The sequence below is a fragment of the Phyllobacterium myrsinacearum genome (genome assembly GCF_002980555.1).
Classification (GTDB): Bacteria; Pseudomonadota; Alphaproteobacteria; order Rhizobiales; family Rhizobiaceae; genus Phyllobacterium; species Phyllobacterium myrsinacearum.
Genome location: NZ_PVBT01000008.1, coordinates 45,084 through 70,561, shown reverse-complemented (window position 1 = coordinate 70,561; position 25,478 = coordinate 45,084). Strand labels below are relative to the sequence as shown.

29 protein-coding genes are annotated in these 25,478 nt (G+C 59.6%); 10 read left to right on the top strand and 19 right to left on the bottom strand.

Translation table 11 applies throughout. The features are described 5' to 3' along the window. Positions 1–6 precede the first annotated feature (6 nt). From C5750_RS22340 to moaB, 4 genes are all read left to right on the top strand, one after another. Positions 7–864 (top strand): S49 family peptidase, encoded by an 858-nt coding sequence (locus tag C5750_RS22340; protein WP_105736925.1) that lies wholly within the window; start codon positions 7–9, stop codon positions 862–864. Positions 865–949: 85 nt separating this feature from the next. Then, a complete protein-coding gene (locus tag C5750_RS22335; RefSeq protein WP_091880998.1) occupies positions 950–1,135 on the top strand; it encodes a hypothetical protein in 186 nt (61 codons plus the stop codon). Further along, complete coding sequence (locus tag C5750_RS22330; RefSeq protein ID WP_425350506.1) at positions 1,136–2,026, top strand: 4-(cytidine 5'-diphospho)-2-C-methyl-D-erythritol kinase; 891 nt, start codon at positions 1,136–1,138, stop codon at positions 2,024–2,026. 2 nt (positions 2,027–2,028) lie between these two features. Further along, positions 2,029–2,571: a molybdenum cofactor biosynthesis protein B gene (moaB, locus tag C5750_RS22325; protein ID WP_105736921.1), complete on the top strand. Its 543-nt coding sequence runs from the start codon at positions 2,029–2,031 to the stop codon at positions 2,569–2,571. Positions 2,572–2,574: 3 nt separating this feature from the next. Here the strand turns inward: moaB and C5750_RS22320 are convergent, their stop codons facing one another. Beyond that, positions 2,575–3,081, bottom strand: coding sequence for a glycosyltransferase family protein (locus tag C5750_RS22320; protein ID WP_105736919.1), 507 nt, complete (start codon positions 3,079–3,081; stop codon positions 2,575–2,577). 149 nt (positions 3,082–3,230) lie between these two features. Here C5750_RS22320 and C5750_RS22315 point away from each other — a divergent pair, with 149 nt between their 5' ends. Both C5750_RS22315 and C5750_RS22310 read left to right on the top strand, forming a co-directional pair. Next, the gene (locus C5750_RS22315; protein ID WP_105736917.1) at positions 3,231–4,382 is read left to right on the top strand and encodes a PA0069 family radical SAM protein; all 1,152 of its coding nucleotides are present in this window, start codon (positions 3,231–3,233) and stop codon (positions 4,380–4,382) included. 126 nt (positions 4,383–4,508) lie between these two features. Continuing rightward, positions 4,509–5,168, top strand: a complete 660-nt coding sequence (locus C5750_RS22310) for a ribonuclease HII (RefSeq protein WP_105736915.1) — start codon at positions 4,509–4,511, stop codon at positions 5,166–5,168. Between the two features lie 68 nt (positions 5,169–5,236). On the opposite strand, the gene C5750_RS22305 is transcribed toward C5750_RS22310, so the two are convergent. The 9 genes from C5750_RS22305 to C5750_RS22265 form a co-directional block, all read right to left on the bottom strand. Then, the gene (locus tag C5750_RS22305) at positions 5,237–5,716 is read right to left on the bottom strand and encodes a F0F1 ATP synthase subunit B (protein ID WP_105736913.1); all 480 of its coding nucleotides are present in this window, start codon (positions 5,714–5,716) and stop codon (positions 5,237–5,239) included. An 11-nt stretch (positions 5,717–5,727) separates the two neighbouring features. Further along, entirely contained in the window at positions 5,728–6,354 is a 627-nt protein-coding gene (locus C5750_RS22300) for a F0F1 ATP synthase subunit B (RefSeq protein WP_105736911.1), read from the bottom strand. 93 nt (positions 6,355–6,447) lie between these two features. Then, on the bottom strand, positions 6,448–6,675 hold the full coding sequence (locus C5750_RS22295; RefSeq protein WP_105736909.1) for a F0F1 ATP synthase subunit C: 228 nt from the start codon (positions 6,673–6,675) through the stop codon (positions 6,448–6,450). A gap of 72 nt (positions 6,676–6,747) precedes the next feature. After that, positions 6,748–7,500 (bottom strand): F0F1 ATP synthase subunit A, encoded by a 753-nt coding sequence (locus tag C5750_RS22290; RefSeq protein ID WP_105736906.1) that lies wholly within the window; start codon positions 7,498–7,500, stop codon positions 6,748–6,750. Positions 7,501–7,535: 35 nt separating this feature from the next. Beyond that, positions 7,536–7,946, bottom strand: coding sequence for an AtpZ/AtpI family protein (locus C5750_RS22285; protein ID WP_245457701.1), 411 nt, complete (start codon positions 7,944–7,946; stop codon positions 7,536–7,538). Between the two features lie 602 nt (positions 7,947–8,548). Further along, on the bottom strand, positions 8,549–9,664 hold the full coding sequence (locus C5750_RS22280) for a cell wall hydrolase (protein ID WP_130268814.1): 1,116 nt from the start codon (positions 9,662–9,664) through the stop codon (positions 8,549–8,551). A 252-nt stretch (positions 9,665–9,916) separates the two neighbouring features. Then, positions 9,917–11,389: a ribosome biogenesis GTPase Der gene (gene der / locus C5750_RS22275; RefSeq protein WP_105736902.1), complete on the bottom strand. Its 1,473-nt coding sequence runs from the start codon at positions 11,387–11,389 to the stop codon at positions 9,917–9,919. Positions 11,390–11,406: 17 nt separating this feature from the next. Beyond that, complete coding sequence (locus C5750_RS22270) at positions 11,407–12,087, bottom strand: tetratricopeptide repeat protein (RefSeq protein ID WP_105736900.1); 681 nt, start codon at positions 12,085–12,087, stop codon at positions 11,407–11,409. A 153-nt stretch (positions 12,088–12,240) separates the two neighbouring features. Continuing rightward, on the bottom strand, positions 12,241–12,822 hold the full coding sequence (locus C5750_RS22265; protein WP_105736898.1) for an NnrU family protein: 582 nt from the start codon (positions 12,820–12,822) through the stop codon (positions 12,241–12,243). Between the two features lie 148 nt (positions 12,823–12,970). Here C5750_RS22265 and C5750_RS22260 point away from each other — a divergent pair, with 148 nt between their 5' ends. Further along, positions 12,971–14,011, top strand: a complete 1,041-nt coding sequence (locus C5750_RS22260) for a polysaccharide deacetylase family protein (protein WP_105736896.1) — start codon at positions 12,971–12,973, stop codon at positions 14,009–14,011. Between the two features lie 21 nt (positions 14,012–14,032). Here C5750_RS22260 and sbmA read toward each other — a convergent pair whose 3' ends face one another. The 6 genes from sbmA to C5750_RS22230 form a co-directional block, all read right to left on the bottom strand. Continuing rightward, complete coding sequence (gene sbmA / locus C5750_RS22255; RefSeq protein WP_105736894.1) at positions 14,033–15,283, bottom strand: peptide antibiotic transporter SbmA; 1,251 nt, start codon at positions 15,281–15,283, stop codon at positions 14,033–14,035. Positions 15,284–15,390: 107 nt separating this feature from the next. Next, entirely contained in the window at positions 15,391–16,542 is a 1,152-nt protein-coding gene (locus C5750_RS22250; protein WP_105737323.1) for a YbfB/YjiJ family MFS transporter, read from the bottom strand. 107 nt (positions 16,543–16,649) lie between these two features. Beyond that, positions 16,650–17,240, bottom strand: a complete 591-nt coding sequence (locus C5750_RS22245) for a class I SAM-dependent methyltransferase (protein ID WP_105736892.1) — start codon at positions 17,238–17,240, stop codon at positions 16,650–16,652. 400 nt (positions 17,241–17,640) lie between these two features. Then, entirely contained in the window at positions 17,641–19,011 is a 1,371-nt protein-coding gene (locus tag C5750_RS22240; RefSeq protein ID WP_105736890.1) for a sensor histidine kinase, read from the bottom strand. Then, a complete protein-coding gene (locus C5750_RS22235) occupies positions 19,011–19,685 on the bottom strand; it encodes a response regulator transcription factor (RefSeq protein WP_105736888.1) in 675 nt (224 codons plus the stop codon). Before C5750_RS22235 ends, C5750_RS22240 begins: the two co-directional genes overlap by 1 nt. A 253-nt stretch (positions 19,686–19,938) precedes the next feature. Next, entirely contained in the window at positions 19,939–20,382 is a 444-nt protein-coding gene (locus C5750_RS22230; RefSeq protein WP_105737321.1) for a MarR family winged helix-turn-helix transcriptional regulator, read from the bottom strand. Between the two features lie 94 nt (positions 20,383–20,476). Here C5750_RS22230 and C5750_RS22225 point away from each other — a divergent pair, with 94 nt between their 5' ends. Next, on the top strand, positions 20,477–21,424 hold the full coding sequence (locus C5750_RS22225) for a PLP-dependent cysteine synthase family protein (protein WP_245421210.1): 948 nt from the start codon (positions 20,477–20,479) through the stop codon (positions 21,422–21,424). A gap of 24 nt (positions 21,425–21,448) precedes the next feature. Here the strand turns inward: C5750_RS22225 and C5750_RS22220 are convergent, their stop codons facing one another. After that, entirely contained in the window at positions 21,449–22,039 is a 591-nt protein-coding gene (locus C5750_RS22220; RefSeq protein WP_158531301.1) for a 2'-5' RNA ligase family protein, read from the bottom strand. A 93-nt stretch (positions 22,040–22,132) separates the two neighbouring features. Beyond that, positions 22,133–22,750 (bottom strand): TetR/AcrR family transcriptional regulator, encoded by a 618-nt coding sequence (locus C5750_RS22215; RefSeq protein WP_105736882.1) that lies wholly within the window; start codon positions 22,748–22,750, stop codon positions 22,133–22,135. Positions 22,751–22,842: 92 nt separating this feature from the next. Here C5750_RS22215 and C5750_RS22210 point away from each other — a divergent pair, with 92 nt between their 5' ends. Further along, positions 22,843–23,460, top strand: coding sequence for an NAD(P)H-dependent oxidoreductase (locus tag C5750_RS22210; RefSeq protein ID WP_105736881.1), 618 nt, complete (start codon positions 22,843–22,845; stop codon positions 23,458–23,460). Positions 23,461–23,469: 9 nt separating this feature from the next. On the opposite strand, the gene C5750_RS22205 is transcribed toward C5750_RS22210, so the two are convergent. Further along, complete coding sequence (locus C5750_RS22205; RefSeq protein ID WP_105736879.1) at positions 23,470–24,369, bottom strand: LysR family transcriptional regulator; 900 nt, start codon at positions 24,367–24,369, stop codon at positions 23,470–23,472. A gap of 102 nt (positions 24,370–24,471) precedes the next feature. Here C5750_RS22205 and C5750_RS22200 point away from each other — a divergent pair, with 102 nt between their 5' ends. After that, complete coding sequence (locus C5750_RS22200) at positions 24,472–25,461, top strand: zinc-dependent alcohol dehydrogenase family protein (RefSeq protein ID WP_105736877.1); 990 nt, start codon at positions 24,472–24,474, stop codon at positions 25,459–25,461. The last annotated feature ends 17 nt before the right edge of the window (positions 25,462–25,478 follow it).

Sequence of the window (25,478 nt, the reverse complement as noted above, 5' to 3'; positions counted from 1 at the left end):
AAAGCATTGGCCCGATTGATCCGAAAATTGCTGCCGCGCCGCTGGCGCCCTGATTTTGTGGAGATACCGGTGGTTCGCCTGCATGGCGCCATCATGTCTGGCGGCGGTCAATTCCGGCAAAATCTTTCGCTTGCCTCCACTGCGTCGGTTCTGGAGAAGGCTTTTGATGACAAGGATTCACCCGCGGTGGCAATCTCGGTCAATTCGCCGGGCGGCTCGCCGGTACAGTCACGCCTGATCTACCGGCGCATCCGCGACCTGGCAGCGGAAAAGAACAAGAAGGTCTATGTCTTCGTCGAGGACGTCGCGGCGTCCGGCGGCTACATGATCGCCGTCGCCGGTGACGAAATCATTGCCGACCCTTCATCGATCGTCGGCTCGATCGGTGTTGTCTCCGCAAGTTTCGGCTTTACGGAACTGATCAAGAAGATTGGCGTGGAACGGCGTGTCTATACGGCGGGAAAGAACAAGGCGACGCTCGATCCCTTCAAGCCGGAAAACAAGGCTGATGTCGAACACCTGAAGACCCTGCAACTCGAAATCCACGAGATTTTCATCGATCTGGTCAAGGAACGGCGCGGCGACAAGTTGAGCGCCAGCACCGATCTTTTCACCGGCCAGTTCTGGACGGGAACGCGCGGTGTCGAACTCGGTCTGGTCGACGGTCTTGGCGACATGCGCTCCTATCTGCAGTCGCAATATGGCCCCAAAACCAAGCTAAAACTGATCTCGCAGCCGCGCGGACTGTTCGGGCGCAGGATTCCGTCCGCCAGCGTGCGGATCGAAGGGCTTGGCAACGGTCTGGCCAATGGGCTCGTGGACGCCGCCGAGGAACGGGCGCTCTGGTCGCGGTTCGGTCTGTAAACCGGCGCAGGATTTTTTGGCAAGGCCGGAACTCCGTGCTATGAATGTGGACAGGAATGATATCGGTAGTTGAGGGTTACAGACGATGCCACAATTGATCTTTTTTGCTCTTGTCGGCGCCGCCGCCTATTATGGCTATCGTTCATTCAAGAAGGAAGCACAGCGCGTCTCGCAGCGCGTCCGCGAAGCCGAAAAAGAGGCACAGAATCGGGCGCAGGGAACACTGGTTCAGGACCCCGAAACCGGTGAATACCGCCTGCGCAAAGACTGAGTGTCCATGCTTGCCAGTCCCGACCACACAGTCAGCCTGACCGCCCCGGCCAAGATCAATCTTGCATTGCACGTGACGGGCAGGCGTGACGACGGCTACCATCTGCTTGACAGTCTCGTCGTGTTTGCCCGTTTCGGCGACCGGCTGAGCGTGACGAAAGCGGCGGCCGATTCCTTTACCCTGTCCGGCCCCTATGGTGCCGGTCTTCCCGCCGACGATACAAACCTGGTGCTCCGGGCACGGGACGCCCTGCGCCGCCAGCATGGCGGACGGGCAACGCCCGTCGCCATCCATCTGGAAAAACATCTCCCCATCGCGTCCGGCATCGGCGGCGGTTCCAGCGATGCCGCTGCGGCCCTGCGCGCGCTGGGTGCGCTGTGGGATATCGATGCCAGCCTGACGGAATTGGCCGCGCTCGGCCTGCTACTGGGCGCCGATGTGCCGATGTGCCTGCATGGCGAGGCGCTGATCGCGCGCGGCATCGGCGAAAAGATCGAGCGCATCGCAGCCTTTCCGCGCCTGCCCATGGTTCTCGTCAACAATGGCGTCACGGTGTCGACGCCCCAGGTCTTTTCCGCGCTGACCCGCTGCGATAATCCTCCGCTGCCTGCCCTGCCTCCCCTGACAAGCCTTGCGGAGGTCTGCGCCTATCTCCGGCAGACGGACAACCATCTTTTCGCAGCCACGCAAAAGCTTGCGCCGTCGATCAATGGCAGCATGCAGGCGTTGATCGACACCAATCCGCTGCTCGCGCGCATGTCCGGCTCGGGCGGCACCTGCTTTGCACTCTACAGCGACGACGCGGCGGCTGACGCAGCTGCAAGACGGTTACGCCAACGCCAGCCTGCATGGTTTGTCGTCGCCACCAGCAGCACTATGGAAGGAAACTGATCTTGGCCCGCATTGACGAGACACGCCCCTTTGTACCCGTCGGGATCGCCGTGCTGACCGTTTCCGATACGCGCACGCTCGATGACGATAAATCCGGCACGACGCTGGCTGACCGCATCGTGGCAGCGGGGCACCGGCTGGCGGACCGCGCTATCGTGACCGATGACCGCCAAGCGATACGCGACAAGGTGCTTGCCTGGTCAAGCAGCCCCGATGTGGATGTGGTCATCACCACAGGCGGTACGGGCTTTACCGGCCGTGACGTAACGCCGGAAGCCCTCGAGCCAATCTTTGAAAAGCGCATGGACGGCTTTTCCGAGGTGTTCCACCGCATTTCCTACGACAAGATCGGCACGTCGACCATTCAGTCCAGGGCAACCGGCGGTGTAGTCAATGCCACGTTTGTTTTCGTGCTGCCGGGCTCACCGGGCGCCTGCAGGGATGCCTGGGATAATATTCTCCAGTTTCAGCTCGACTACCGCCATATGCCCTGCAATTTCATCGAGATCATGCCGCGGCTGGACGAACATCTGAAACGGGGCTGACAGCTACTTCACCGCGCCGGGAATAATCTCTGCCCGCAGGCGTTTCATCGCCAGACCGCGCGCCAGGTCCACGGCGCTCTTGCCCGGAGCCGACAAAGCCATCGCCTGACGCTTTGAAATCAGCAGCCCGTCGGCCAGCGGATTGCCCGGCGAGAAAACCCGGCTGAAAAATGGCCGCCGGTGGGCATGTGAGCGGGTGAAGCAGGCTGGCCCCTGCATGCGTTCCACATGGATGGACACGGCCTCGATCCAGCCGTCAATCAGCCGCGCACCGGGTTCGATAAACAAAATCCAGTCGCTGCGCGCACGGCGCAGGCCATCGATCAATGTCTGGTCCTGCAGAAAAATGCACCCGGCGGCGTCGGCCACACGGTGAGTCTGGTCGGTTGAGCCCTGATCGATGACAATGACATCACTCAACACACCTTCGACAGCTCCGCCCACCAGTCCGCCGAGCGTTCTGGCCAAGGGTTCATCGGCATTGCGGGTTTCGATCAGGACGGAAATCATTCATTTCAGTTATAGTATTATTATTGAAATTTCCATCATCCTTTTTCATCAGATTGTTCTTGCTTTGTTCTCATAATTTGTTAGGAATACATTCATGTTGCGACGGTGATGAGCGACTCAGTCTCGCTCCGGTCTCAAGGAGAATGCCAATGAACATCATGGTGCAGGCGGACAGGGCCGCCTTCGGGCAAGGCCGGGCGCAGCATGCCAATGCGCTCGTTGAGGAAGCCGGGCTGCGGATCGATCATGAGCGCCGCCGCGGGCGCGGCGCGGGCATGAACCCATCCGGGCGCTTCGAGCCGGAAACGCGTCATGTCTTTGACGATGGCTGGGAGACAATCGAGGACTTGCCTGCCTTCAAAACCGAGGTGCAGATCGAGAAGCCGCGCACGATCATTACACGCAATGACTCGCCGGATGTCGGATTCGACCGCTCCATCAACCCCTATCGCGGTTGCGAGCATGGCTGCATCTATTGCTTCGCCCGCCCCACCCACAGCTATATGGGGCTGTCCGCCGGTCTCGATTTTGAATCGAAACTGTTTGCCAAACCCGATGCGGCCAGGATGCTCGACCGCGAACTGTCCAAACCGGGTTATACCGCCAAGACCATCGCCATCGGCACCAATACGGACCCCTATCAGCCAATCGAGAGGAAATGGCGCATCATGCGCGATATCCTGCAGGTGCTTGAAGAGCACCAGCATCCGGTCGGCATCGTCACCAAGTCGGCGCTGATCATGCGTGACATCGATATACTCGCCCGCATGGCCGAGAAAGGTCTTGCCAAGGTCTGCCTTTCCGTCACGACGCTGGACGGCAAGCTCGCCCGGACGATGGAACCAAGGGCCTCAACCCCGACACGGCGGCTGCAAGCACTGCGTGCACTTTCCGACGCGGGCATTCCGACGGGAACCCTGGTGGCCCCCATCATTCCCGGTCTCAATGATCACGAGATCGAGCGCGTACTCGACAGCGTCTATGCCATGGGCGCGCGCGAGGCTGGCTACGTACTCCTGCGCCTGCCGCTTGAGGTCAGCCCCATCTTCAAGGAATGGCTGCTGCGCAACTACCCGGATCGCTACCGCCATGTTCTTTCTCTCGTGCGCTCCATGCGCGGCGGCAAGGATTACGACGCGGAATGGGGCAAGCGCATGCGCGGTGAAGGCCCCTATGCCTGGCAGATCGGACGCCGGTTTGAAATCGCCGCCAAGCGACTCGGTATCAACCTCGCCAGGCGCCGCTTGCGCACGGACCTATTCGTACCAACCGCGGGCAGCGAACAGTTGTCGCTGTTTTAACGGGCCATAACCCGTTTCTGAAAATCCGTCGGGCGCCCCCATCCCGCTGACGGACGCCCCGATGCCCTACCCCATCCGCATCGGGGCCTTGCAGAGAATCAGAACGAATGCGAGTCTCGCCGCAACATGACTCGATCGCGTTCTGATTCTCTGCTTCTTCCTCTCGATACCGGCAAACCTGATTTTGCGGCGGAGCGCCGCCTCATGCGCGATGGCATACCCCATATCGTGGGGATCGACGAAGCGGGCCGTGGTCCTCTGGCAGGCCCTGTTGTCGCTGCGGCGGTTATCCTTGATCCCGAGCGGATTCCCGATGGTCTTGACGATTCAAAACGCCTGACCGCCAGGAAGCGCGAGGAATTGTTCGATATTATTTTGAAGACCGCGCTGGCGTCGGGTATTGCCAGTGTCGCCGCACCGTCGATCGATGCCACAGACATTCTGAAAGCCGCGCTGGAGGCCATGCGCCGTGCCACGTGCGGCCTGTCCATTCTGCCCGGCCATGCGCTCATTGACGGGCGGGATGTGCCACGCGGCCTTCCCTGCCCCGGTACGGCTGTGATCAAGGGCGACCAGCGTTCGGTCTCCATTGCCGCAGCCTCCATTCTCGCCAAGGTCAGCCGCGACCGGATGATGGCACAGGCCGGCCGTCACTACCCGGTCTATGGGCTTGAGACCCATGCAGGCTATGGAACAGCGTTTCATCGCAGCGCGATGCAAACCCACGGACCGGTGGTTGGCCTGCACCGCTTCAGTTTCGCACCGCTGAAGAACCGGGACATTTAGCGCAGGCCACGCACCCCAAAGAAAAAACCGCCTTGCGGCGGCTTTTTCAAATTTCATTTTGCCTTCAATCAGTTCAGACGGGTCTTCACTTCGCTCAAGGAAGACTTGAACAGGTCAGCCGATGTCTTGGCGTCGACCTTGTCCTTGAGGATACGGCCAGCAGCCGCAACAGCGATGTCGACTGCGGAAGCGCGAACGTCGTTGACCGCCTCTGTCTCGGCCTGAGCGATCTTCTGCTCGGCAAGCTTGTTGCGGCGCGCAACATATTCTTCCGTCTTCTGCTTGGTTTCCTCAATGATAGCATGGGCTTCGCGCTGTGCTGCGGCAACGATCTCGCCAGCTTCCTTTTCGGCTTCCTTGCGCTTGCGCTGATATTCGGCCAGCAGCGACTGCGCTTCTTCACGCAGGCGACGGGCTTCCTCCAGCTCATCGCGGATACGGTCAGCACGGCCGTCGAGCGACTTGCCCACAACGCCCGGAACCTTCAGATAAACCAGCAGTGCCAGGAAAATGACCAGACCAACCAGGGCCCAAAATGTTGCGTCCATCATGGTTCTCCTTAGCCGCGAACAGCTTTGACCGCGGCGGTAACGCTTGCCTTGTCGACAGTTCCACCGATGATCTTCTTGACGATTTCAGTCGCCGTTTCCTCGGCGATCGCACCGACGCCAGCCATTGCCTTGTCCTTGATGGAGGCAATGCTTGCCTCGGCATCAGCCAGCTTCTTCTCCAGAGCCGCCGAGATTTCGGCGGTTTCCGCATCAGCCTTGGCTTTGGATTCGTCACGGGCCTTCTGGGCAATGCCGCCGGCCTTTTGCTTGGCTTCGGCAAGCTCCTGCTCATAGGCAGCAAGCGCCTCGTCCGATTCCTGCTTCATGCGGGCAGCCTGATCAAGATCGGTCGCGATGCGATCGCGGCGGGTCTCGATGATGCCGCCGATGCGGGGCAGAACCACGCGCGACAGGAACAGGTAGAAAAATGCAAATGTCAGCGCCAGCCAGAGCAGCTGCGAAGCAAAATGGCTGGAGTCAAAGGGCGGGAAAACACCTTTGTGCGCCACACCCGTTTCGGAGTGGGTCGCGGTACCGTGAGCATCAGGCGCGGCACCCGGTGCAGCCGTTTCGGCATGCGCAGGTGTCTCGGTCTGAGCGGTTGTGGATGCGGCTTGAGCCGAAGACACAAACATATGCTGTCCCCTTGGTTCGGGCATTTCCCGATCTACTGACTATAAATCTTATACTGGCCACGCGCTGCGCAGCCAGTATCGATGGTCTGCTGATTAAACAGCGAACAGAAGCAGAAGAGCAACGAGCAGCGAGAAGATGCCCAGAGCTTCAGTAACGGCGAAGCCGAATACCAGACGGCCGAACTGGCCATCAGCTGCGGATGGGTTGCGCAATGCACCGGAGAGGTAGCTGCCGAAAATGTTGCCGAGGCCGAGGGCCGTTCCGGCCATACCAAAACAAGCGAGACCTGCACCGATGTACTTTGCTGCTACGGGATCCATGTTAAACTCCTTTGGATAGAATAGGTTATTGATAGATTGCGTTTGGCGGAGGCCCGCCGGCGAAGTTTTTTCTTAGTGACCGCCAGGATGCACTGCGTCATTCAGGTACATGCATGCCAGCACGGTGAAGACGTAGGCCTGCAGGAAAGCCACCAGAAATTCGAGACCGGTAATCGCGACAGTCATGATCAGCGGCAGGATTGCGCCGCCAATGCCGAGTGCACCCAGGCTACCCAGCGACACCACGAAGCCCGCAAACACTTTCAGCGTGATGTGGCCAGCAAGCATGTTGGCGAAAAGACGAACTGAAAGGCTGATCGGGCGTGAAAGGAAGGAGATGATTTCGATCGGCACCACGAGCAGAAGCAACGCGGCCGGCACGCCTGACGGCACGAAAACACCAAGGAACTTGAAGCCGTGCTTGGCGAAACCATAGACGAGGACCGTGCCGATAACGAGGATCGCGAGCGCGAACGTCACGATGATCTGGCTGGTGACCGTGTAGAAATAGGGAAACAGACCGAGCACATTGGCTGTCAGCACGAACATGAAGAGCGAGAAAACGAACGGGAAGAACCTCATCCCAGCCGTTCCAGCCGAATCGCGCAGCGTCGAAGCCACGAACTCATAAGCCATCTCGGAAACCGATTGCAGACGGGTCGGGATCAGGCCGCGATTGGAAGAAGTGAGGTAGAGAAACGCCGAAGCAACCGCAACCGTCGCCACCATGAAGAAGGACGAATTGGTGAAGGACAGGTCAATTCCACCGACATCAATGGGAATCCATCGTGCAATCTGGAATTGATGGATCGGATCGTTGGCCACGCTAACCTCGTCTATATCGTTCCATGCCCGCAGGCTTATTCCGGTTTCTCGCGGTCATCGCTCTTGTCGAGCTCAAATCCGCGGTTCTCCGCCACATGTCCTGCAGAGCGCAGGATATTCAGCGTTCCGGCACAAAACCCCAGGAGGAGCAGAATGATCAGCCCCCAGGGTGAAGTACCTAAAAATCGGTCAGCTAACCAGCCCAACCCCGCACCAACCAGAACGCCGGCGATAAACTCGCTCGACAGTTTCATGGCCTGCGCGACACCGGAGGCGGTCCCCGTCCCCTCGTCTTTCGAACCGGTCTTCCGGCCAACACCCTTTGAAGCAAGTTTTGCTTCCAGATCGCGGCGGCGATTTTCCAGTTCGACCGAAGTCAGCGGCTTTCCGGCATCCGGCGTATTACCGACAGAACCTGACTGATCGGGCTCGTTCCCCGTGGCCAATGGCATGTCCTTTACACGCTAAATGCGAGGCTTCACCCCCGCTTCGAAGTCGCGCGCAACATATTGTTACGATCCGCGCTAGTCAAGGCGCAGAAGCAGGAGTCTCAAGGGTAATTTTCGCGGGAAATTTCAATACCTTAGGTAAATATGACTTTATGTCTCACCTCTGGGGGCAAGAATCTTCCGCGAATCCTGTGGATGAGGCCGAGGTTCGGACGCATTCCAGCATCATCGCAACACAGCTTTCCATGGCCAAATACGCCGCGACGCAACCCTGCGTTTCTTGCGGCGCAGAACGAACCAAACAATAAATAATGCTGCGAACAAACATGAAGTTTTGGGAGCGAAGCAGAAAACACCGAGCCAACCGGTGTATCGGGACGATGGGCCTCCCGACCATGGGCAATGGCCTTGCTCTCAAACTTGGAGGTGAGCTATGTGGCGTCTACCGCTTAGCATCACCCTGATATTGAAAAGAACCCGGACCAGTTGGTCGCTGACAATCCGGGTTCAATTCACATAATCAGGAAGGAGGGATGGGCGAGAGCCTGTCCCTCACTCCAAGAACAATATAGCAGTTTTCGCTCATCTTCCAAGTGGCATCAAATCCAACCACCGCCATAGGTGCGGTAGAAAACGTGCTGGCCGATCTTGTCGACGCGTTTCATGGTGTGGGCCCAGTTTGGCCGGACATAGACTGCGTGATAGTGGGTGGCCGAGCCGACCTCGGGCAGGAAGATGCGCCCCGATGTGACAGCCATGGCGATCTCCTGTGCCATTTTCCAGTATTTCGGCTCTGTCACAACCAGCTTGCGTCCTTCACAGGCGAAGGAGAACTGGCAGCGGTTAATCCAGTCGTCGTTCTGGTAGACGACACCGCAGATGGTTTTCGGATAGGCCGGGTTGCGGACGCGGTTGAGGATGACCTGTGCAACGGCGGCTTGGCCCTTCAGGCTTTCGCTTCTCGCCTCAAAATAAATGCCCGTCGCCAGGCATTTCTGTTCTTCCTTGGTGAAAACAACCGGCGGCAGCGGCGATGCCAGCCAGGCATGATCGCCAGCCCCCAGCTGCGGAACGAATCGCCCGGGCTGCTTTGGTTCATTGAGGATGTTGTCGAAAGGCGAGGTTTTCGCGTAGTCCGGTTCAGCCGGTGCGTAACCCAATGCCAGGACGTCAGGCGTGTTGTTGGTGATCAGGCTGGCGAGCATGGGCGAGACTTGCGGATCGGCCTTGGCCGGTGCGCGGTTATGAAACGCCAGAGCGATCTGGATTTCCTTGCCGGCGATCTTCGGCTTGGCAAAGGCCATTTCGACTTCAACACCATGGGTCGGGCGGATCAGCATGCTCGAACGCTGCAGGATCGAACCGGCGCTGAAGGCCTTGGGCGGCGCCTTCTTGCTGATGGTAACGATGCGCCCCTGCTTCTCCGCCCGGTTGATGCGGTCTTCATCGGGTGTCGCATCGGGGGATTTCCGGGTGCCGTTGACGACGATCGGACCGATACCGGGAGCGTCGATGCCGCTGGCGGGAATGCTCGATGTGATGGCCTTGTCATCGACAAGGGACATATTGGCTTTCTGGATGGAGCCGGCGGGTGACTTTTCAAGATAGGCAGTCCAGCGGCCCTTGCCGGATTCGGCACCCGACAGCATGCTGGCCATGTCCTGATAAGCGACAATCGTGGGCGAGAACAGATAGATGGCCGTGCCGATAATCACCGGACCGATAAAATTCCTGTTTGTCCGATTCTTTCGCCGGGGCTTCAATGCCCTAGAAAACTCAAAGAAACGCACGCCGATACCCCACTCACAACCGCACAATACTGGTTGCAAAAATGAAGCATTAACCTTGATGGAGAGTTAACGGCCCTCGCAAAAGAACCTAGCCGGTTGTGTTTCACGGACCTGCGCAAAAGCAAGCCGCCCCCGTGCAAGGCACGGGGGCGGCAGGATTTGTTATCGAAAAACAGGTTAACGCTTCTTCTTTGCCCGTCCGGCAAACGGATTGTCCGAGGTGCGCAGAACCAATCGCAGGGGAACGCCCGGCATATCGAACGTCTCGCGCAGCCCGTTTGTCAGATAGCGCACATAGGAGGTCGGGAACGCTTCCGGCCGCGAGCAGGAGATGACAAAGCCCGGCGGGCGGGTTTTGACCTGCGTGATGTATTTGATTTTAAGGCGCCGGCCGGCAACGGCGGGCGGCGGATGATGCGTCGTCACACCTTCCATCCAGCGGTTCAGGCGGCCGGTGGAAATACGGCGGTTCCAAACCTCGTCCGTGGTGGCAACGGCAGCCATCAGCTTGTCGATGCCCTGGTTGCGTTCGCCCGAGATCGGAACGGCGCGGATACCGCGAATCTGCGGCAGCAGGCGTTCGGTCTTTTCGCGCAGGTCCGCCAGCACCATCTGGCGGTTTTCAACCAGATCCCATTTGTTGAAAGCGATGATCGGAGCGCGGCCCTCGCGGATGATCAGGTCGGCGATCTGCAAATCCTGCTTTTCGAAGGGGATCGTCGCATCAAGCACGATGATGACCACTTCGGCAAAGCGAATGGCCCGCAGCGCATCGCCCACCGACAATTTTTCCAGTTTACCCTGGACGCGGGATTTACGGCGCAGTCCGGCGGTATCGAACAGCTTGATCTTGCGGCCGTTCCACTCCCAGTCGACGGAAATGGAATCGCGCGTGATGCCGGCTTCCGGCCCCGTCAGCAGCCGGTCCTCGCCGAGCATCGTGTTAACCAGTGTCGATTTACCCGCATTCGGGCGCCCGACGATGGCGATGCGGAGCGGCTTGTTCGAATCATATTCCGGAATGTCTTCGGCATCCGGATCATCGATATCGTCGCCGATCAGATCGTCCTTCGGCCCGGCAACGGCGGGAATGGTCACCGCAACCGCGTCGCTCTCGGGAGCTTTCGTTTCGTACTCATCCGGGAAAACGCGCTCTTCGCCCAGCATATCGACGATCGCATCGCGCAGATCGGGAAAACCCTGACCGTGCTCGGCGGAAATCGGGCAAGGCTCGCCAAGTCCCAGCTGATAGGAATCATACATGCCGGATTCAGCGCCACGCGCCTCGGCCTTGTTGGCAACCAGAATGACCGGTTTGCCGGAACGGCGCACGAGATCGGCAAATGTTACGTCGGCGGGCGTAATTCCGGCCTTGGCGTCGACAAGAAACAGGATGAGATCGGCCTCGCCAATCGCGAGTTCCGTCTGGGCGCGCATGCGGCCCTCCAGGGAATCGCTGGGGACTTCCTCAAGACCTGCGGTATCGATGACATCGAACTTCAGGTCGTACAGTTTGGCGGCGTGGACACGACGGTCGCGCGTAACGCCCGGCAAGTCGTCCACCAGGGCGATCTTGCGGCCGACAAGCCGGTTGAAGAGGGTGGACTTACCGACGTTCGGACGGCCGATAATGGCGAGGGTGAAACTCAAAGACTCAAATTCCTGTGTTAACCGGCTGCAGCAGCGGGTGCTGCGCCAGTGCTGCGAAGCATGTCGAGCATGGTGTCGGCAAACTGGCGGATATTGGCGGGAGCGGCCTGATCGTCGGAGATCTGCTTGAACAGTTTTTCCGCATCGCCGCCACGTCCAGCTTTCCACGCGGCAAGGCCAAGTGCCTCGCGGGCGGAATGACGCATCGGATTGCCGTCGGACGAAAGAGATTCGACACGTTTGGCAACGTCATCATAGGAGCCCGTGTCGAGAAGCAGCAGGGCAGCGCGCAGTTTTGCCAGATCCCGGAGCGATTGGGGAACGGAAGCATCCGCCGCAACCTCGTCAAACGCAGCGACAGCGGCTGCCGGGTCGCCTTTTTGCGCCTGCACACCGGCAGCGCGCATGCGTGCCAGCACGGGATAGGCGCCATAACCGGTCTTTTCCAGCGCATCCAGCGTCTTCAGCGCTTCATCGTTCTTGCCGTCACGGACAAGATTGAGCGCGGCCAGAAACTGGTCACCGGATTTCGACGCCTGCTTTTCCGTCCAATATTCATAGAAGGCGAAAACACCCGTGCCGACGACCAGGGCCACGGCAGCGCCGATCAGCAGGCCGCCAAAGCGCTTCCAAAACGCCCGCATCTTGTCGGAGCGGAGTTCCTCATTTACCTCACGGAAAAAGCCGTCGTCAGTCATAGTGCCTCATTGGTGCCCTTGAGGGCCTGCGATGAAATGAATTGCAGATGCGCGAAGCAGCCCTCGCCGCTCCGCGCACACAGTTAGAGCGCTTTTAGTCGGAAAATCCTCGGGATGTAAGGGCCAAGTGAAAAATAGCCCTCAGCCGGCTGTTTAAAGTGGCGATACCCCGATCAGCCAGGCATGCAGTTTCCAGACAAACAGGGCATAGAGCACCACCCCGGCGACAATGGCCATGATATCGTTGGAGACCGGTCCGGGCACAATCACCGTGCGCATCAGACCGGCCCGCTCCTGCCGCTTGATGGAAATGCGGTCAACCACAGCCCAGGCCAGAAATGACAGAAACAGGACGAGCGATGCCAGATCGCCATTGGCCATGAGGTGCGCCAGCGCCCAGATTTTGATGGCGATCAGCATGGGATGCTTGAGAATGGGCTTCAGTTTTCCCGGTCTGAAATTCGAGATCATCAACGAGATGAACGAAAACAGCATCAGAAGCAGGGTGATGTGCTTGAGCCAGACCGGCGGCTCATAAATGAACAGCGAATAGGGCCGTGCGAGCACATAACCCCAGATGATGAGCGCCAGACCGAGGAACGAAATGAGGGAGTAAAAACCCTTCCACTTGGTTTCCCCCCAAGCGGCGATCTTGTCCAGGCGCCATTGCGGTGCCACGATGCGAACCGAATGAATCCCCAGAAAGACGACAATACCCAGAATCAGTACCAGCATGACCGGTTCCCCCGTTTTGCCGGGAGAGTACAGCGGCTTTAGAACAGTTCCAAGACAGGGGCTTGCGGTGGATCGACGCGTCCGATCATCGCCACAATTCCCCTGTAGCGAGAATCGTTCATCCCATTGACAGCGTCGTACCTGCATTATGCGTCTGATTTCTTGTGCCCTTGCCGCGTCCCTTGCCTTCACGGCATGCATGCCAGCCTTTGCCAGCGAAAGCCCGGAGCTGCGCGGTTCCATTGGCAGCAAGCCGCAGTACGTGCTGATTTCCTTCGACAATTCGGGCAGCAATGCCCTGTGGGAACGCAGCCGGGCGCTCGCCGAGCGCTCCAATGCCAAATTCACCTATTTTCTCTCCTGCGTCTTTCTGATCGACCGGGCCGACCGCAAATCCTATCAGGCTCCGGGCGAATCCAATGGCCGCTCCAACATTGGTTATGCGGCATCGAAGGCCGATATTGCCAAACGGCTCGATAATATCTGGCGGGCGCGCAACGAAGGCAATGAAATTGCCAGCCACGCCTGCGGCCATTTTGACGGACGCACATGGACCAAGGCGGACTGGATCAGGGAATTCACCACCTACAAGCAGGTGCTGCGCACGGCCTGGGCAAAATATGGCAGCGATCCGGAGCCGGAGGGCTGGAAAGCCTTTGTCGATACGGAGGTGCGCGGTTTCCGTGCACCATATCTCTCGGCCAGCCCCGCCCTGCTGTCGGCATTGAAAGACTTGGGGTATGCCTTTGACGCCAGCAGCGTTTCCAAGGGTCCGGCACTGCCGGTCCATGCGGCCGGGCTCTATCAGTTCGCGCTGCCGACCATCAGCGAAGGCCCGGAACACCGCCCGGTCGTGGCGATGGACTATAACATGTTCGTGCGCCACTCCGGCGGCTTCGAACGGGCGGATCACCTCAACGAATTTGAAAACCGTGCCTATGACGCGTTCAAGGGCGCTTTCGAGCGCCAGTACAAGGGTGAGCGCATTCCTTTCCAGATCGGCATTCATTTTACGCTGATGAACGGCGATGCCTATTGGCGGGCACTGGAACGCTTCACATCCGATGTGTGCACGAAGCCCGACGTGCGCTGCACAACCTATAGCGATTATCTCAAACAGACCGGCGCCGAAGCGCCTGTGGCCGTTGTTCCGGCGGTCAGCCGGAAGGTGACGGGCAGCGGCATCTGACCGCCGCCCGTCACAGCTTTCTTAGCGTTCAGTACCTGTTTCCAGATAAAGCTGATCGATGGACGGCAGGGGCTCGCCCTCCAATGTTGCCTCGAAGGCTTTCAAACGCTTCTGGATCGAAAGCAGTTCGATCACTGTTGTCCACGAATTGACGAGAAACTGGAAAGAGTTCGTCACATTCGAGAACGCTGACAATATCTGCTGGAAGATACCCAGGGTGATGGTGCCAGCTGCCAATGTCGGAACAAGCAGGAAAAGGCCAAAGACATTGTCAGCCTGCAGATAGACGTAACGGAAGACGTTGAAGTAGACGTAATGGAAATACAAACGGAAGTAATTCTTCCGGACGTTTGCAAAGAGCTCCTTTACGGCAAGCGGCTTGGCGCGGTCGTCGTGATCTTCGCCATAAACAAGTTCTTTCCGGTAGGCCGCTTCAACTCTCTGATTACGAAACTGCAGCCCCGGAAGCTTTACACCGACCAGAGCAAGCAAGCCGGTTCCGAAGACTGCCCAAGCAATGGCCGCAAACACCAGCGGATGTGGTATGGCGCCAACAACAGGCAAGGCGACGATGTGGCTGGAGAGCTGTGCCAGCAAGGGTAGGAACGCTATCAGTGTCATTGCCGATTGTATAAAGGTGATACCCAGACCTTCAACGATAGATGCAAAACGCATCGTGTCTTCCTGAACGCGCTGTGCGGCACCCTCAATATGCCGAAGCCTTTCCCAATGTTCCATATAGTAGCTGTTCATAGCCGTTCGCCATCTGAAGACGTAGTGGCTGGTAAAGAAAAGCGTTGCGACCGCTACCGCAATTGCAACGCAGGCGATTACTGCGAATGTGAGAACGCCGGCATAAAGGTCGGGGGCAGCGACAGCATTTTTACCGCCCATTGCCTTTTGAACCATGTCGAAGAACGAGCCGCGCCAGTTGTTCAAAACAACATCGACTTGGACGGAAAAATAGGACGAAAACAGGATAAGAGCCGATCCTAGAATTGACCAATTCTGCCACGGATGAGGCGAATACCACGCCCAGAATGCATAAAAAACACCAATGAATGCAGCAAAATAAGCATAGACCCAAAGATAGGGTTTTGTGAAAAAGACTGTGATGCCAACGATGGGAGGTACCGCCGGGTCAGCGGGAGCCAGTCCCACATAGGAACCAAATTGTTGACCGCCGGCATACCAGAGCAGGACTGCAGCCAAGGCCCACAGAAGTGCCGAGATGAAAAACAGCTTCGGTTTGGGAAAAAATGAGACAAACACGGTAGATGGACCCTCGCATAAACACACAAATCAGGGTTGATTTGATGTGAGCCTACCACCACGAATAGGGCAAAGAGTGAACGCCAGCAATTAAATTGCTGTAATGTTCAACCGCGTGCAAGAAACGCAAAAACCGCCCCAACGACGAGGCTGGCGGCGGCGGCAAGGGTCGCGATGGTAAAATTACCGGTGATATTGGCGAGGTAACCGCCGACAAGCGGCCCGATGATCTGGCCGATGCCGAAGGCCGCCGTCATGACGGCCATGACCCGGCGCGGCGACTGCGGCAGAATGGCCCGCCCCGCCTGAAAACCGGATGCGGTGATAACGATGAAAGTGAGCCCCAACAGCACACCGCCAAGAAGTGGGCCCGCAGGCGGCGGCAGAACCACGCTGGCGGCCACGCCTACGGCCTGCACCAGCATGCCGAGCGCCACGACGGCAAACGGGCCAACCCGGCGTAATAGCGGCGTCCACAGCCAGACGGACAACGCCGCGCTGACGCCGGTCACGAACCAGACCAGCGCTTCCATAGACGCGCCGCCATGGCTGGAGCGCACGATGGCGATGATGAACGTGGCAGTGATGATGTAGCCGAAGCCGAAAACCCCGTAGGCGATGTTGATCTTGAGGAAGGCCGGTGTCCAGCGGACAGGCGGCTCCTTGATATCGGCGCCCGCGCGCACCGGACCTTCGCGCAACAGCCACAGCACGGCAAACAGCCCGAGGATGGAGAGGATGGCCGCGCCGATCCAGTCCTGCCGCCAGCCATACCCCTCGGCCGCGCTTGCCGCCACCAGAACGGAGGAGAGCGCAATGCCCGCGCCGACACCGCCGAAATGCAGCGCCTGCAGACCCGGCCGGTTGGCCGCAGCGAGATGACTGAAGACAATGGTTGCGGCAAGCACCAGCATGAATGCGCTCGCCATGCCGGCCAGAAACCGCAGGATCGAGAAGGCGACGATGGTGCCGCTGAGACTCATGGCGAGACACAGTGCCGCACTGGCTGCCAGGGAGACCAGAACCACGGCCCGCTCTATGCCAGACGCCCATCCATAGCCTGCAATGATCGCACCGAGGAGATAGCCGACATAATTGGCCGAAGCGATGATACCGGCATCGCCCGGGGATAGGCCAAGATCGGTCATCATGGCAGGCAGGATCGGCGTGAAAATGAAGCGGCCGATCCCCATTGCGACTGCCATCGTGACAAATCCGCCAAGGGCGTAACGAACGGGAGAAGAGGCTGGTGACGTCATGCCGCGGACATTATCGCTGCAATGCAGCATGACAAGACAATAAAATTGATCAACCAATTACGATTGCTGATCGTTCGGACTAGCCGCCACCTGTCCGCCGGATGGCATCAGATGGCGACAGGTGTGGCGACGCCCCTGCGGGTGATCCTGTAGACCGCCGCGGGCGGCAGGTTACGGAACGCCCGGCCGATGCAGACGGCCTCCAGCTGCAATTGGTCGAGCACCGGCTTCGGCACCGGACAGCGGAAGCCGTAGGTGAACTGGTAGTAGGCGCCTTCCGGCCGCAGATTGCTGAAGGCCCCGCCAAGAATTGCCGCCACCTTCTCCTGTGTCATGCTGAGAAGCGGCAAACCGCTGACAACGGCACCGGCGGGCTGAATATCAAAGAATTCGTGCAGGTCGAGCTGGGCTGCATCCATCTGCAGGATGCGCATGCCGGGGAAGCGCGCCTGCAAAAGCCGCGCAAATTCGGCACCGTATTCGATCAGGGTAAGGTCCTTGGGGCGAATACCGCGGGCAAGCAGCGCGTCGGTGAAGACACCGGTGCCCGGTCCCAATTCAAGCACGGGACCCGAGGCCGGGGTGATTTCGCTGGTGATCAATCTTGCAAGGGCGGCTCCTGAAGGGGCAATCGCGCTGACGCGAAACGGATCGGTCAGCAGTGCCCGCACGAAAGTCCAAACACGTCCCGTCGTCATAAAAATCAAGCTCCAACGTTCTTAAGGCTGCACCTGTATGGCGCGCCAATATTGAGGGAAGATTGCGCGCATTGTCTGCGGCAACCATGCCCACAGCAAAATGGCTCAGGTCGTACACTCACAAATCTGATCGAAATGGTATGAGGCCATTTGTTTGGTTACAAGGAGCGAAGGCGATGGCAATGTGGTTCATTGTCGAGCCTTTGCGACGATGGAGCCGAGCAAATGGCCCATATCCTGCGGACGCCGAAACGGCTGCGAGCTGCCGTGTCGAGCCGCTCGGTCGGGGGGAAGACCCCGCCCTTCGCATCTCTCCTCGCATCTTCTTGCCGTTTCAGGCGCCATTTTGACCAGATTTGTGAGTGTACGACCTAAACACGACTGAATTATCGGCAGGCTATTACGGCATTATGGATGCGGCAGCAAACTTCATGGTGAAGCACGCGCCGCCGCCAGGTGCCTCTGTTACCATAACCTGCCCCTGATGCAATTGCACGATTTCCTGAACAAGATTGAGGCCCAGGCCAACGCCGCGATCCCTGGCATGCAGACGCCGGAACGGCTCGAAGATGGCGCTGCGCTGATCGGGCGGCACGCCCGCCCCTTCGTCTTCCACCAGGATGGCCGCCCCTGCCTTCACCCGAATGGTGATGGTGCCCTTACGCCCGCCATGCTGGATGGCATTTTGCACGAGATTGATCATGGCCCGCTCCAGCGCGGCCTGATCGCCCCGCACGGCAACACGTGCGGTTTCAGGTTCGAACGACATGGCATACCCCGCCGCGATGGCAAGCGGCGCAAGGTCGGCCGCCACACGCCGCCCGACGGCGACAAGATCGACAGCGGCAAATTGCGTTGTGTTCTGGGTCAGCCGCTGCAGATCCAGCAATTGTTCGGCAAGAATGCCAAGGCGGGCGACATCCTCCAGCAGACGCCCATTGGCGGGGCTCGCCGGGAGCGATTCCAGACGGGTTTGCAGAATGGCGATGGGCGTGCGCAGTTCATGCGCCGCATCCAGCAGGAACCGCTTGTGCCGCTCATAGCCGTCATCAAGACGGCCGAGCGCGTTGTTGACAGCCGTCACCAGAGGCGTGACCTCCTGCGGCACATCATCCAGCGGAAGACGCGTTCCCCGCTCGTCAATATTGATCTTTTCGGCCTGGGTCGCCACGTGTCCCAGGCCCCTGTGGGCCCTGCGCACGACAAATGGCGTTACCATGAGCGTTGCCAGCGCCATCACGAGGATGAGCGGGATAATAATGGTCGCCAGAACCGTGCCAAGCGCCGAGAGATAAAAGCCGAAGGGAACCACGCTTCCGGGTCCGGCAAGGATCTGGACCACGCCGGCTGTGGTCGTCACGCGTTTGAACCGGGCGTTGGAACGGGGCGGATCACCGAGATTCCAGCCGAATCGTGCCTGGCCGACCGCGCTCAAGGCGTCGCCGATGCGGGCATATTCCGGCGGCACATCGCCTTCTGACAGCGTCTGGCCCTGCGCGTCGCGTGCCACGAACCAGAAGCTCGGGCTGGTTGCCCGTTCGCGTGCCAGCGCCGGTGTCTCACGCAGGACAAGAGCGCCGTTGGTACCGCGCGCAATGGAATCGCGCACGGCATTGATGGTCGTGTCTTCAGGATCGATCGATCCGAGAAATCCGGTATACCAGAGCGCACAGAGCACCAGCACCACAAACAGCGTCAGCATGACCGCCTGCAAAAGCACGAGGCGGCTGACGAGCCGCCATTTCAATGAATGCGGCCTTGCCTGCGCCATCAGGAAAGGCGCTTCAACAGATAACCGACGCCGCGGATGGCGTGAATTTCGACACCGGCATCGGATTCCGTCAGCTTGCGGCGCAGCCGGGAAACGTGGGTGTCGAGGGCGTTCGACTGGATTTCATCGTCAATGCTATAGACCGCATCCTCAAGCGACGAACGCAGCACCGTGCGCCCCATGCGCCGCAACAGGGTTTCCAGCACCAGAAGTTCGCGGCGCGGCAGGTCAAGCCGGTTGCCGCCGATGCTGGCTTCGCGATTGATCAGGTCAAAGGACAGATTGCCGACATTCAGGAGTTCCGATGGCATGTTCAGAGGCCGGCGCAGCACCGCGCGCAACCGCGCCAGCAATTCTTCCACAGCAAACGGCTTGGCGAGATAATCGTCAGCCCCCTTGTCGAGACCAGTGATCCGGTCCGCCAGCTCGCCGCGCGCCGTGAGCACGATGACGGGAACACCCTCGCCCTTTGCCCGCAAGCGCGGCACAATGCTCAGGCCATCGCCGTCCGGCAACTGCCGGTCAAGCAGGATGGCGGCATAGGCATTGACCGACACCGCCTCCTCGGCATGGGCAAGTGTTCCCACATGATCAACGATCATGTCATAATTCTTGAGAGCTTCCCCAAGGGCAGCGGCCATTTCGGGCTCGTCTTCCACCAGCAAAATACGCACTATTCAGAACCAGTCATGTACAGGGTTAAAACATGGCGACACAAGGAATAGGGACACTGGCCGCTGCTTTGGCGAAATAGTACCGTTCCGGCCGCCATGGCGAGACCCATTCCCATTTCATACGCCACAATCGCTGTGCCCTGCCCGCACTCTTCATTCGCCGTAACACAATTAGGTCACTCACATTGCACAAAGGTTGCGCCCTGCAACATCAGGGCAACCGCGCCTCCCGTGCCGGGCCGCTTTTTCCGTCTCAGAGCGCTTCGCTCTGCACCGCAAGCTCGCGAACCAGTTCGGGGGCCAGGCTGTGCGCCAGCTTGTCCTGCGCCTTGCGCCACACGGGTATTGCCGCCTCGAGACGGCGCGCGCCTGTTTCGGTCAACCACACGGCGCGGCGGCGCAGATCGGTTTCCACCAGGGTGATTTCGATCAGCCGCTCGCGCTCGAGCGTGCGCAAATTGCGCGACAGGGTCGATTGCTCCAGGCCGCTGCGCTGGGCCAGCGCGCCCAGCGTATCATCGGCAAGGGCCGCAATCTGCGCCATCAGGCCGAGCTGCGCCGCGGTCAGGCCAAGACCCGCCAGTTCGCGGTCCAGAAAAGCCGTGATGCGGCGCGCCGCCAGACGGCTGTTCCAGCCCGCGCAACTCTCGACCAGCGCGCGGGCGTCGGTCCGCAAGGTTTTTTTCGGTTGTTTCATCAGGTTCATGGATATATGCATATACATAATATGTATCTACATGGAAAATGATTTTTGCATACCCGGCACCCCAACCGGATCCGGATTGTGCAGTTTGACGCGGAGTATTGAGACCATGCACGCCTCGCAACGAACAATCCTTGACACCATCGGCCACACGTCGCTGCTGGCCCTGCGGAGCATCTGTCCCGCCAACGGCGCCCGCATCCTCGTGAAGCTTGAAAGTGAAAACCCTACCGGCAGCATGAAGGACCGCATGGCGCTTGCTATGATCGAGGCGGCGGAAATGGACGGACGGCTTGCTGCCACGGGCTCCGTGGTGGAATATACCGGCGGCAGCACTGGCGTTTCCCTGTCACTCGTTTGCGCGGTCAAGGGTTATCCCCTGCACATCGTCACCTCGGATGCCTTTGCCCGGGAAAAACTCGATCACATGACAATTCTCGGCGCCAAGCTGCACATCGTGCCAAGCGACAGCGGGCGCATGACGGAAAAACTGACGCGCGACATGATCGAAGCGGCGCGTGTCATTGCGGCCGAAATCCCGGGCAGTTTCTGGACCGATCAGATGAACAACAGGGATCAGCTCGCAGCCTATCACACCATGGCAGCGGAAATCTGGGACCAGACAAACGGGCGCATCGACGGTTTCGTGCAGAGTGTCGGCACTGCCGCATCGCTGAGGGGAACGGGCGAGGCCTTGCGCAGGTATAATGACAAGATTCGTATCATTGCGGTGGAACCGGCGGAATCGTCTGTCCTGTCCGGCGGCGAGACCGGCGCCCATAAAATTGACGGGATTGGCGCCGGTTATATCGTGCCGCTCTGGCAGGACGACATCGCCCATAGCATAGAACAGGTGTCGACGGAGGAAGCCATTGCCATGGCAAAGCGGCTGGCCCGCGAAGAAGGCCTGTTCGCCGGAACCTCGACCGGAGCCAATGTGGTTGCGGCGCTGCGGCTGGCCGACACGCTTGTCCCTGGTGCAACCGTCGTCACCGTCATGTGCGATACGGGCATGAAATATCTGAGCAGGAAATAAGGGGGCGAACCGCAACGGAACACTTCAATGCAGCGTCCAGCGCTGCAATATCTCGTATTCGGAGAGCCCGCGTTTGCTGTGGATCAGCACAAAATCCCTGACGACAAAGCGGATCGGCTCAATCGGCTGTTCGCCGATCGTTCGGGAATTGTAGAGAAGCGTCAGATGCGGGGTGAATGCGCCGCGTTGTCCGGGCAGGCCATTGCGCGCTAGGCAGGCGCCGAGGATGGTGTGGAGCCGGGTCAGTCCCTCCCCCTCGCCGATCAGCACCAACGGCTTGCGATCCGGTTTTCCGCCTTCGAAACTCCGCACCGAATGAAGCGTTACTTCAAATGGCGGCATGGATACCGCAGCTCCAGCCCGCTCGGCCGCGAAAAGGATAGAACTGGGCAGACGCGGGTAATCCCCCAGGTGGTGCAGCGAAATGTGAAACCGGCAAGACCCGATGAGGCTCCTTCGCGTCAAACGATAATCGTTGATTAGGCCGGTCCTGCGGGCATCGACAATCTCCTGCACATCGGCATTGAGCATGATACCGAAGAAAAGCCGCGCCTGCAGAACAGGCCGTTTCGGCCGGTTTTGCCAATTATCGCCCAGATTCAATTCGCCCTGCATGGCCAGCCTCCCGAAATGCAACCGCATTTCCGATCGGACACATTAGAACAAAAAGGGAACAATCCGCAAGCATTTTTGCGAATGCACGTCTGGTCACCTGTTCCTGGCGACCATGGCAATGATGGTCTCGAAGAGTTCGTGCTGCGCCTGCGCAGGGGTGATATCGCCAGTGGCAGCGGCATAGGACAGCGCTTCGGCGGCACCGAGCATCGCCCACAACCCGGCTGAAGCAATGGTCCCGGCTCCGGCAAACGGCGCGAGCATCACCCGGCACTTCTCGATGAAGACACCGTTATATTCGCGCTTGATCTTCTCCAGTTCAGGCGCTCCGGTAAGGGCCGCGATCACACCGGGGATTTCGCGCCCCTGCACCAGCACGCAGTCCACATAGGACGAGGCGATGACCGCAGCCCGATCCGCCAGCGCCGGTTTGCTCGCGGTGAACGCAGCATCCATCAGTGCCGTCTGGCGGGCATCGAAATCCCGGTAGAGTGCTGCCAGCAAGCCGGCACGCGTGCCGAAATGATCATAGACCACAGGCTTCGTCACCTCAGCCTTTTCGGCAAGCCAGCCGAGCGTCAAGGCTTCTGTACCCTCGTCCCGGACAATCCGCCAGGCAGCGTCGAGAAGCTGGCGGAAGCGGTCCTCCCGCGTCAACCGCCGGCGCGGACGGACAGCCGCCGTTTCATTCTTCGTTTGCATGCTTGACATCGCTATATACCAAAAGTAACTTACAAATCATAACTTACTAAAAGTATATAACTTTCACCCGCCATCTGCAATCCGTTGACAGGAGTTTTGTCATGCACGCCCTCATCGTTGTCGCACATCCCGAACCCTCCTCCCTCACCCACGCCATCGCCGCTGAGGTCGCGCAGGGTTTGTCGCTGGCCGGTCCCGGCAATAGCCATGAGATCGCCGACCTTGCGGCCGAAGCATTCGATCCGCGTTTCTCCGCTGCCGATCTCGCCGTCCACCGCACCCGGGCGGCACCGCCCGCCGATGTCGCAGCCGAACAGGCGCGGATCGACCGTGCCGATGCCGTGGTGCTGGTCTTTCCGGTCTACTGGTGGTCGATGCCGGGACTGCTCAAGGGATGGATCGACCGCGTCTTTTCCAATGGCTGGGCCTTCGACTTCAGCCTGGATGGCGGGCTGGAAAAGAAGCTCCGCCACCTCAAGGTGCATCTCATCGGCGTTGGCGGTGCCGATGCGCGAACCTATACCCGGCGCGGTTACTTCGACGTCATGAAGACACAGATCGATCACGGCATCTTCGATTATTGCGGTGCCTGTGTCGTCACGTCAGAGCTGCTGCTCGATTCGGAAACGCAGAATCCGGCCATACACCTCGACAGGGCGCGGACCATCGGCAGCCGGCTGTTTGAAGCATCGCCGCAATGCGGGGCACGGGCAGCCTGAGGACGCCGTTCACCCCATCAGCCGGGGCAAAGCAGCGGCCAGTGCATCCACGACAAGGCGGACCCGCAGCGGCAAATGCGGCACCGGCAGCCACAATGCATAGGCGTCGTAGAGATAATCCTGCTGATCCGGCAGCAATTGCACAAGTGTTCCCGCGGCAATCCGGTCGCGGATGAGCCAGGACGGCAGCCAGGCCAGCCCCATGCCCGCCATGGCAGCGTCGGCAATCGCGTCGAGATCATCCAGCCGCACGCGATTGACCGGCATCGCCTCGGCCGGCGGCTGGTCGCCTTGCGGGAACAGCCATGGGCGGATGCGGCCCGACCGGCGATACATGATGGCCTGGTGCCCGGCAAGGTCGCCGATCGTCCGCGGCTCGCCATGGTTCGCGATATAGGCGGGCGCAGCGCAGACAACCATATGCTGGCGGGCGATGCGCCGCGCAATCACGCCGCCCCTGTCGTCGGGATTGCCGGTCCGGATGGCAAGGTCATACTCGTCCTCGGCCAGATCGACGAAGCGGTCGCTTAGCGACAGGTCAAGTTCCAGCATGGGATATTGCCGGGCCAGCCCGAGCAGCACCGGGGTGACGCAGTGGCGGCCGAAATGCGCGGGCATTGTCACCCGCAACCGGCCGCGCGGCTGCGAAAACTGATCATCGGCAAGCGCATCCGCCGCATCCGCTTCGGCCAGTATCACCCGGCAGCGCTCGTAGTAGGCACGCCCGAAATCGGTCAGGTTCTGGCAGCGTGTCGTGCGGTTGATCAGGCGCATGCCGAGCCGCTCTTCCAGAAAGCGGACATGTTTGCCGACCATGGGACCGGACAGGCCGAGCGCGTCCGCAGCGGCGGCAAAGGAGCCGAGATCAACGGCCCTGACAAACACGGCCATGCTGGCGAGACGATCCATATTCGAAACTCCTGGTTTCTACAGAACTTCATCAGGCGCTATTTATCCGCATTTCTGCCGCTGGCATAGGTTATTCAGTTCAAATGGTTTGGAGTTATTGCTATGGCACGTGTCATTCGCTTTCATGAATTCGGCGGCCCCGAGGTTTTGCGCATTGAGAATGTCGAGATTCCCCAGCCCGGCCCCGGCGAGGTTCAAATCCGCGTCAAGGCCCTGGGGCTGAACCGCGCCGAAGCGCTTCTGCGTACCGGCACCTACATCGAGACGCCAGTTCTGCCATCCGGTCTCGGCCTTGAGGCAGCGGGCATCGTGGAATCGGTTGGCGACGGCGTGGAAAACTTTGCACCGGGTGATACGGTCAGCATCATACCGCCCAAATCGATGGTTCGCTGGCCCGCCTATGGCGAGCTGGTGACCTTCCCCGCCGGATCTGTCGTCAAACACCCGCGAGCACTCAGCTGGGAAAAGGCCGCGGCCCTGTGGATGCCCTACCTGACCGCTTACGGCGCGTTGATCGACATCGCGAAACTGCACCGGGGAGATTTCGTCGTCATTACCGCGGCCTCAAGCAGCGTGGGACTTGCGGCGATCCAGATCGCCAACAGGGTGGGCGCGACGGCCATCGCGGTGACGCGCAGCTCCGGCAAGAGAGAGGAGCTGCTGGCCTTCGGTGCTGCCCATGTCATTGCTGCCGCCGAAGAAGACCTGGAGACGCGGTTGAAGGACATCACCGGGCCGAACGGCGTGCGCGTGGTGCTCGATCCCATCGGCGGCCCTATAGTCGGCCCGCTGACGGGCGCCATGACGCCGGGTGGCATCCTTGTGGAATATGGTGGCTTGAGCCCGGAACCGACACCCTTCCCGCTGTTTACCGTCCTGAGCAAGTCCCTGACATTGCGCGGCTATCTCGTGCACGAGATCATCGGTGACCCCGCACGGCTGGAAGCGGCCAAGGCTTTTATCCTGGATGGGCTGGCATCAGGCGCCCTGCAGCCGGTCATCGCCAGAACCTTTCCGTTCGACCGGATCGTCGATGCGCATCGCTTTCTGGAATCGAACGAGCAGTTCGGCAAGATCGTCGTGACGGTTTGAGCAAACATGGCTCCTCC

Excerpts from the sequence above, each read along its gene's own strand:
- C5750_RS22320 (WP_105736919.1), bottom strand. The coding sequence starts at position 3,081 with ATGATTTCCGTCCTGATCGAAACCCGCAATGCCGATGAACCCTTGGCC.
- C5750_RS22265 (WP_105736898.1), bottom strand. The coding sequence starts at position 12,822 with ATGCTGGTACTGATTCTGGGTATTGTCGTCTTTCTGGGGATTCATTCG.
- C5750_RS22300 (WP_105736911.1), bottom strand. The coding sequence starts at position 6,354 with ATGTTTGTGTCTTCGGCTCAAGCCGCATCCACAACCGCTCAGACCGAG.
- C5750_RS22205 (WP_105736879.1), bottom strand. The coding sequence starts at position 24,369 with ATGGATCGTCTCGCCAGCATGGCCGTGTTTGTCAGGGCCGTTGATCTC.
- C5750_RS22295 (WP_105736909.1), bottom strand. The coding sequence starts at position 6,675 with ATGGATCCCGTAGCAGCAAAGTACATCGGTGCAGGTCTCGCTTGTTTT.
- C5750_RS22230 (WP_105737321.1), bottom strand. The coding sequence starts at position 20,382 with ATGAAACAACCGAAAAAAACCTTGCGGACCGACGCCCGCGCGCTGGTC.
- C5750_RS22210 (WP_105736881.1), top strand. The coding sequence starts at position 22,843 with ATGCACGCCCTCATCGTTGTCGCACATCCCGAACCCTCCTCCCTCACC.
- C5750_RS22315 (WP_105736917.1), top strand. The coding sequence starts at position 3,231 with ATGAACATCATGGTGCAGGCGGACAGGGCCGCCTTCGGGCAAGGCCGG.
- C5750_RS22200 (WP_105736877.1), top strand. The coding sequence starts at position 24,472 with ATGGCACGTGTCATTCGCTTTCATGAATTCGGCGGCCCCGAGGTTTTG.
- C5750_RS22250 (WP_105737323.1), bottom strand. The coding sequence starts at position 16,542 with ATGACGTCACCAGCCTCTTCTCCCGTTCGTTACGCCCTTGGCGGATTT.
- C5750_RS22220 (WP_158531301.1), bottom strand. The coding sequence starts at position 22,039 with ATGCAGGGCGAATTGAATCTGGGCGATAATTGGCAAAACCGGCCGAAA.
- C5750_RS22305 (WP_105736913.1), bottom strand. The coding sequence starts at position 5,716 with ATGGACGCAACATTTTGGGCCCTGGTTGGTCTGGTCATTTTCCTGGCA.
- C5750_RS22335 (WP_091880998.1), top strand. The coding sequence starts at position 950 with ATGCCACAATTGATCTTTTTTGCTCTTGTCGGCGCCGCCGCCTATTAT.
- C5750_RS22270 (WP_105736900.1), bottom strand. The coding sequence starts at position 12,087 with ATGACTGACGACGGCTTTTTCCGTGAGGTAAATGAGGAACTCCGCTCC.
- C5750_RS22215 (WP_105736882.1), bottom strand. The coding sequence starts at position 22,750 with ATGTCAAGCATGCAAACGAAGAATGAAACGGCGGCTGTCCGTCCGCGC.
- C5750_RS22260 (WP_105736896.1), top strand. The coding sequence starts at position 12,971 with ATGCGTCTGATTTCTTGTGCCCTTGCCGCGTCCCTTGCCTTCACGGCA.
- C5750_RS22310 (WP_105736915.1), top strand. The coding sequence starts at position 4,509 with ATGACTCGATCGCGTTCTGATTCTCTGCTTCTTCCTCTCGATACCGGC.
- C5750_RS22245 (WP_105736892.1), bottom strand. The coding sequence starts at position 17,240 with ATGACGACGGGACGTGTTTGGACTTTCGTGCGGGCACTGCTGACCGAT.
- C5750_RS22240 (WP_105736890.1), bottom strand. The coding sequence starts at position 19,011 with ATGGCGCAGGCAAGGCCGCATTCATTGAAATGGCGGCTCGTCAGCCGC.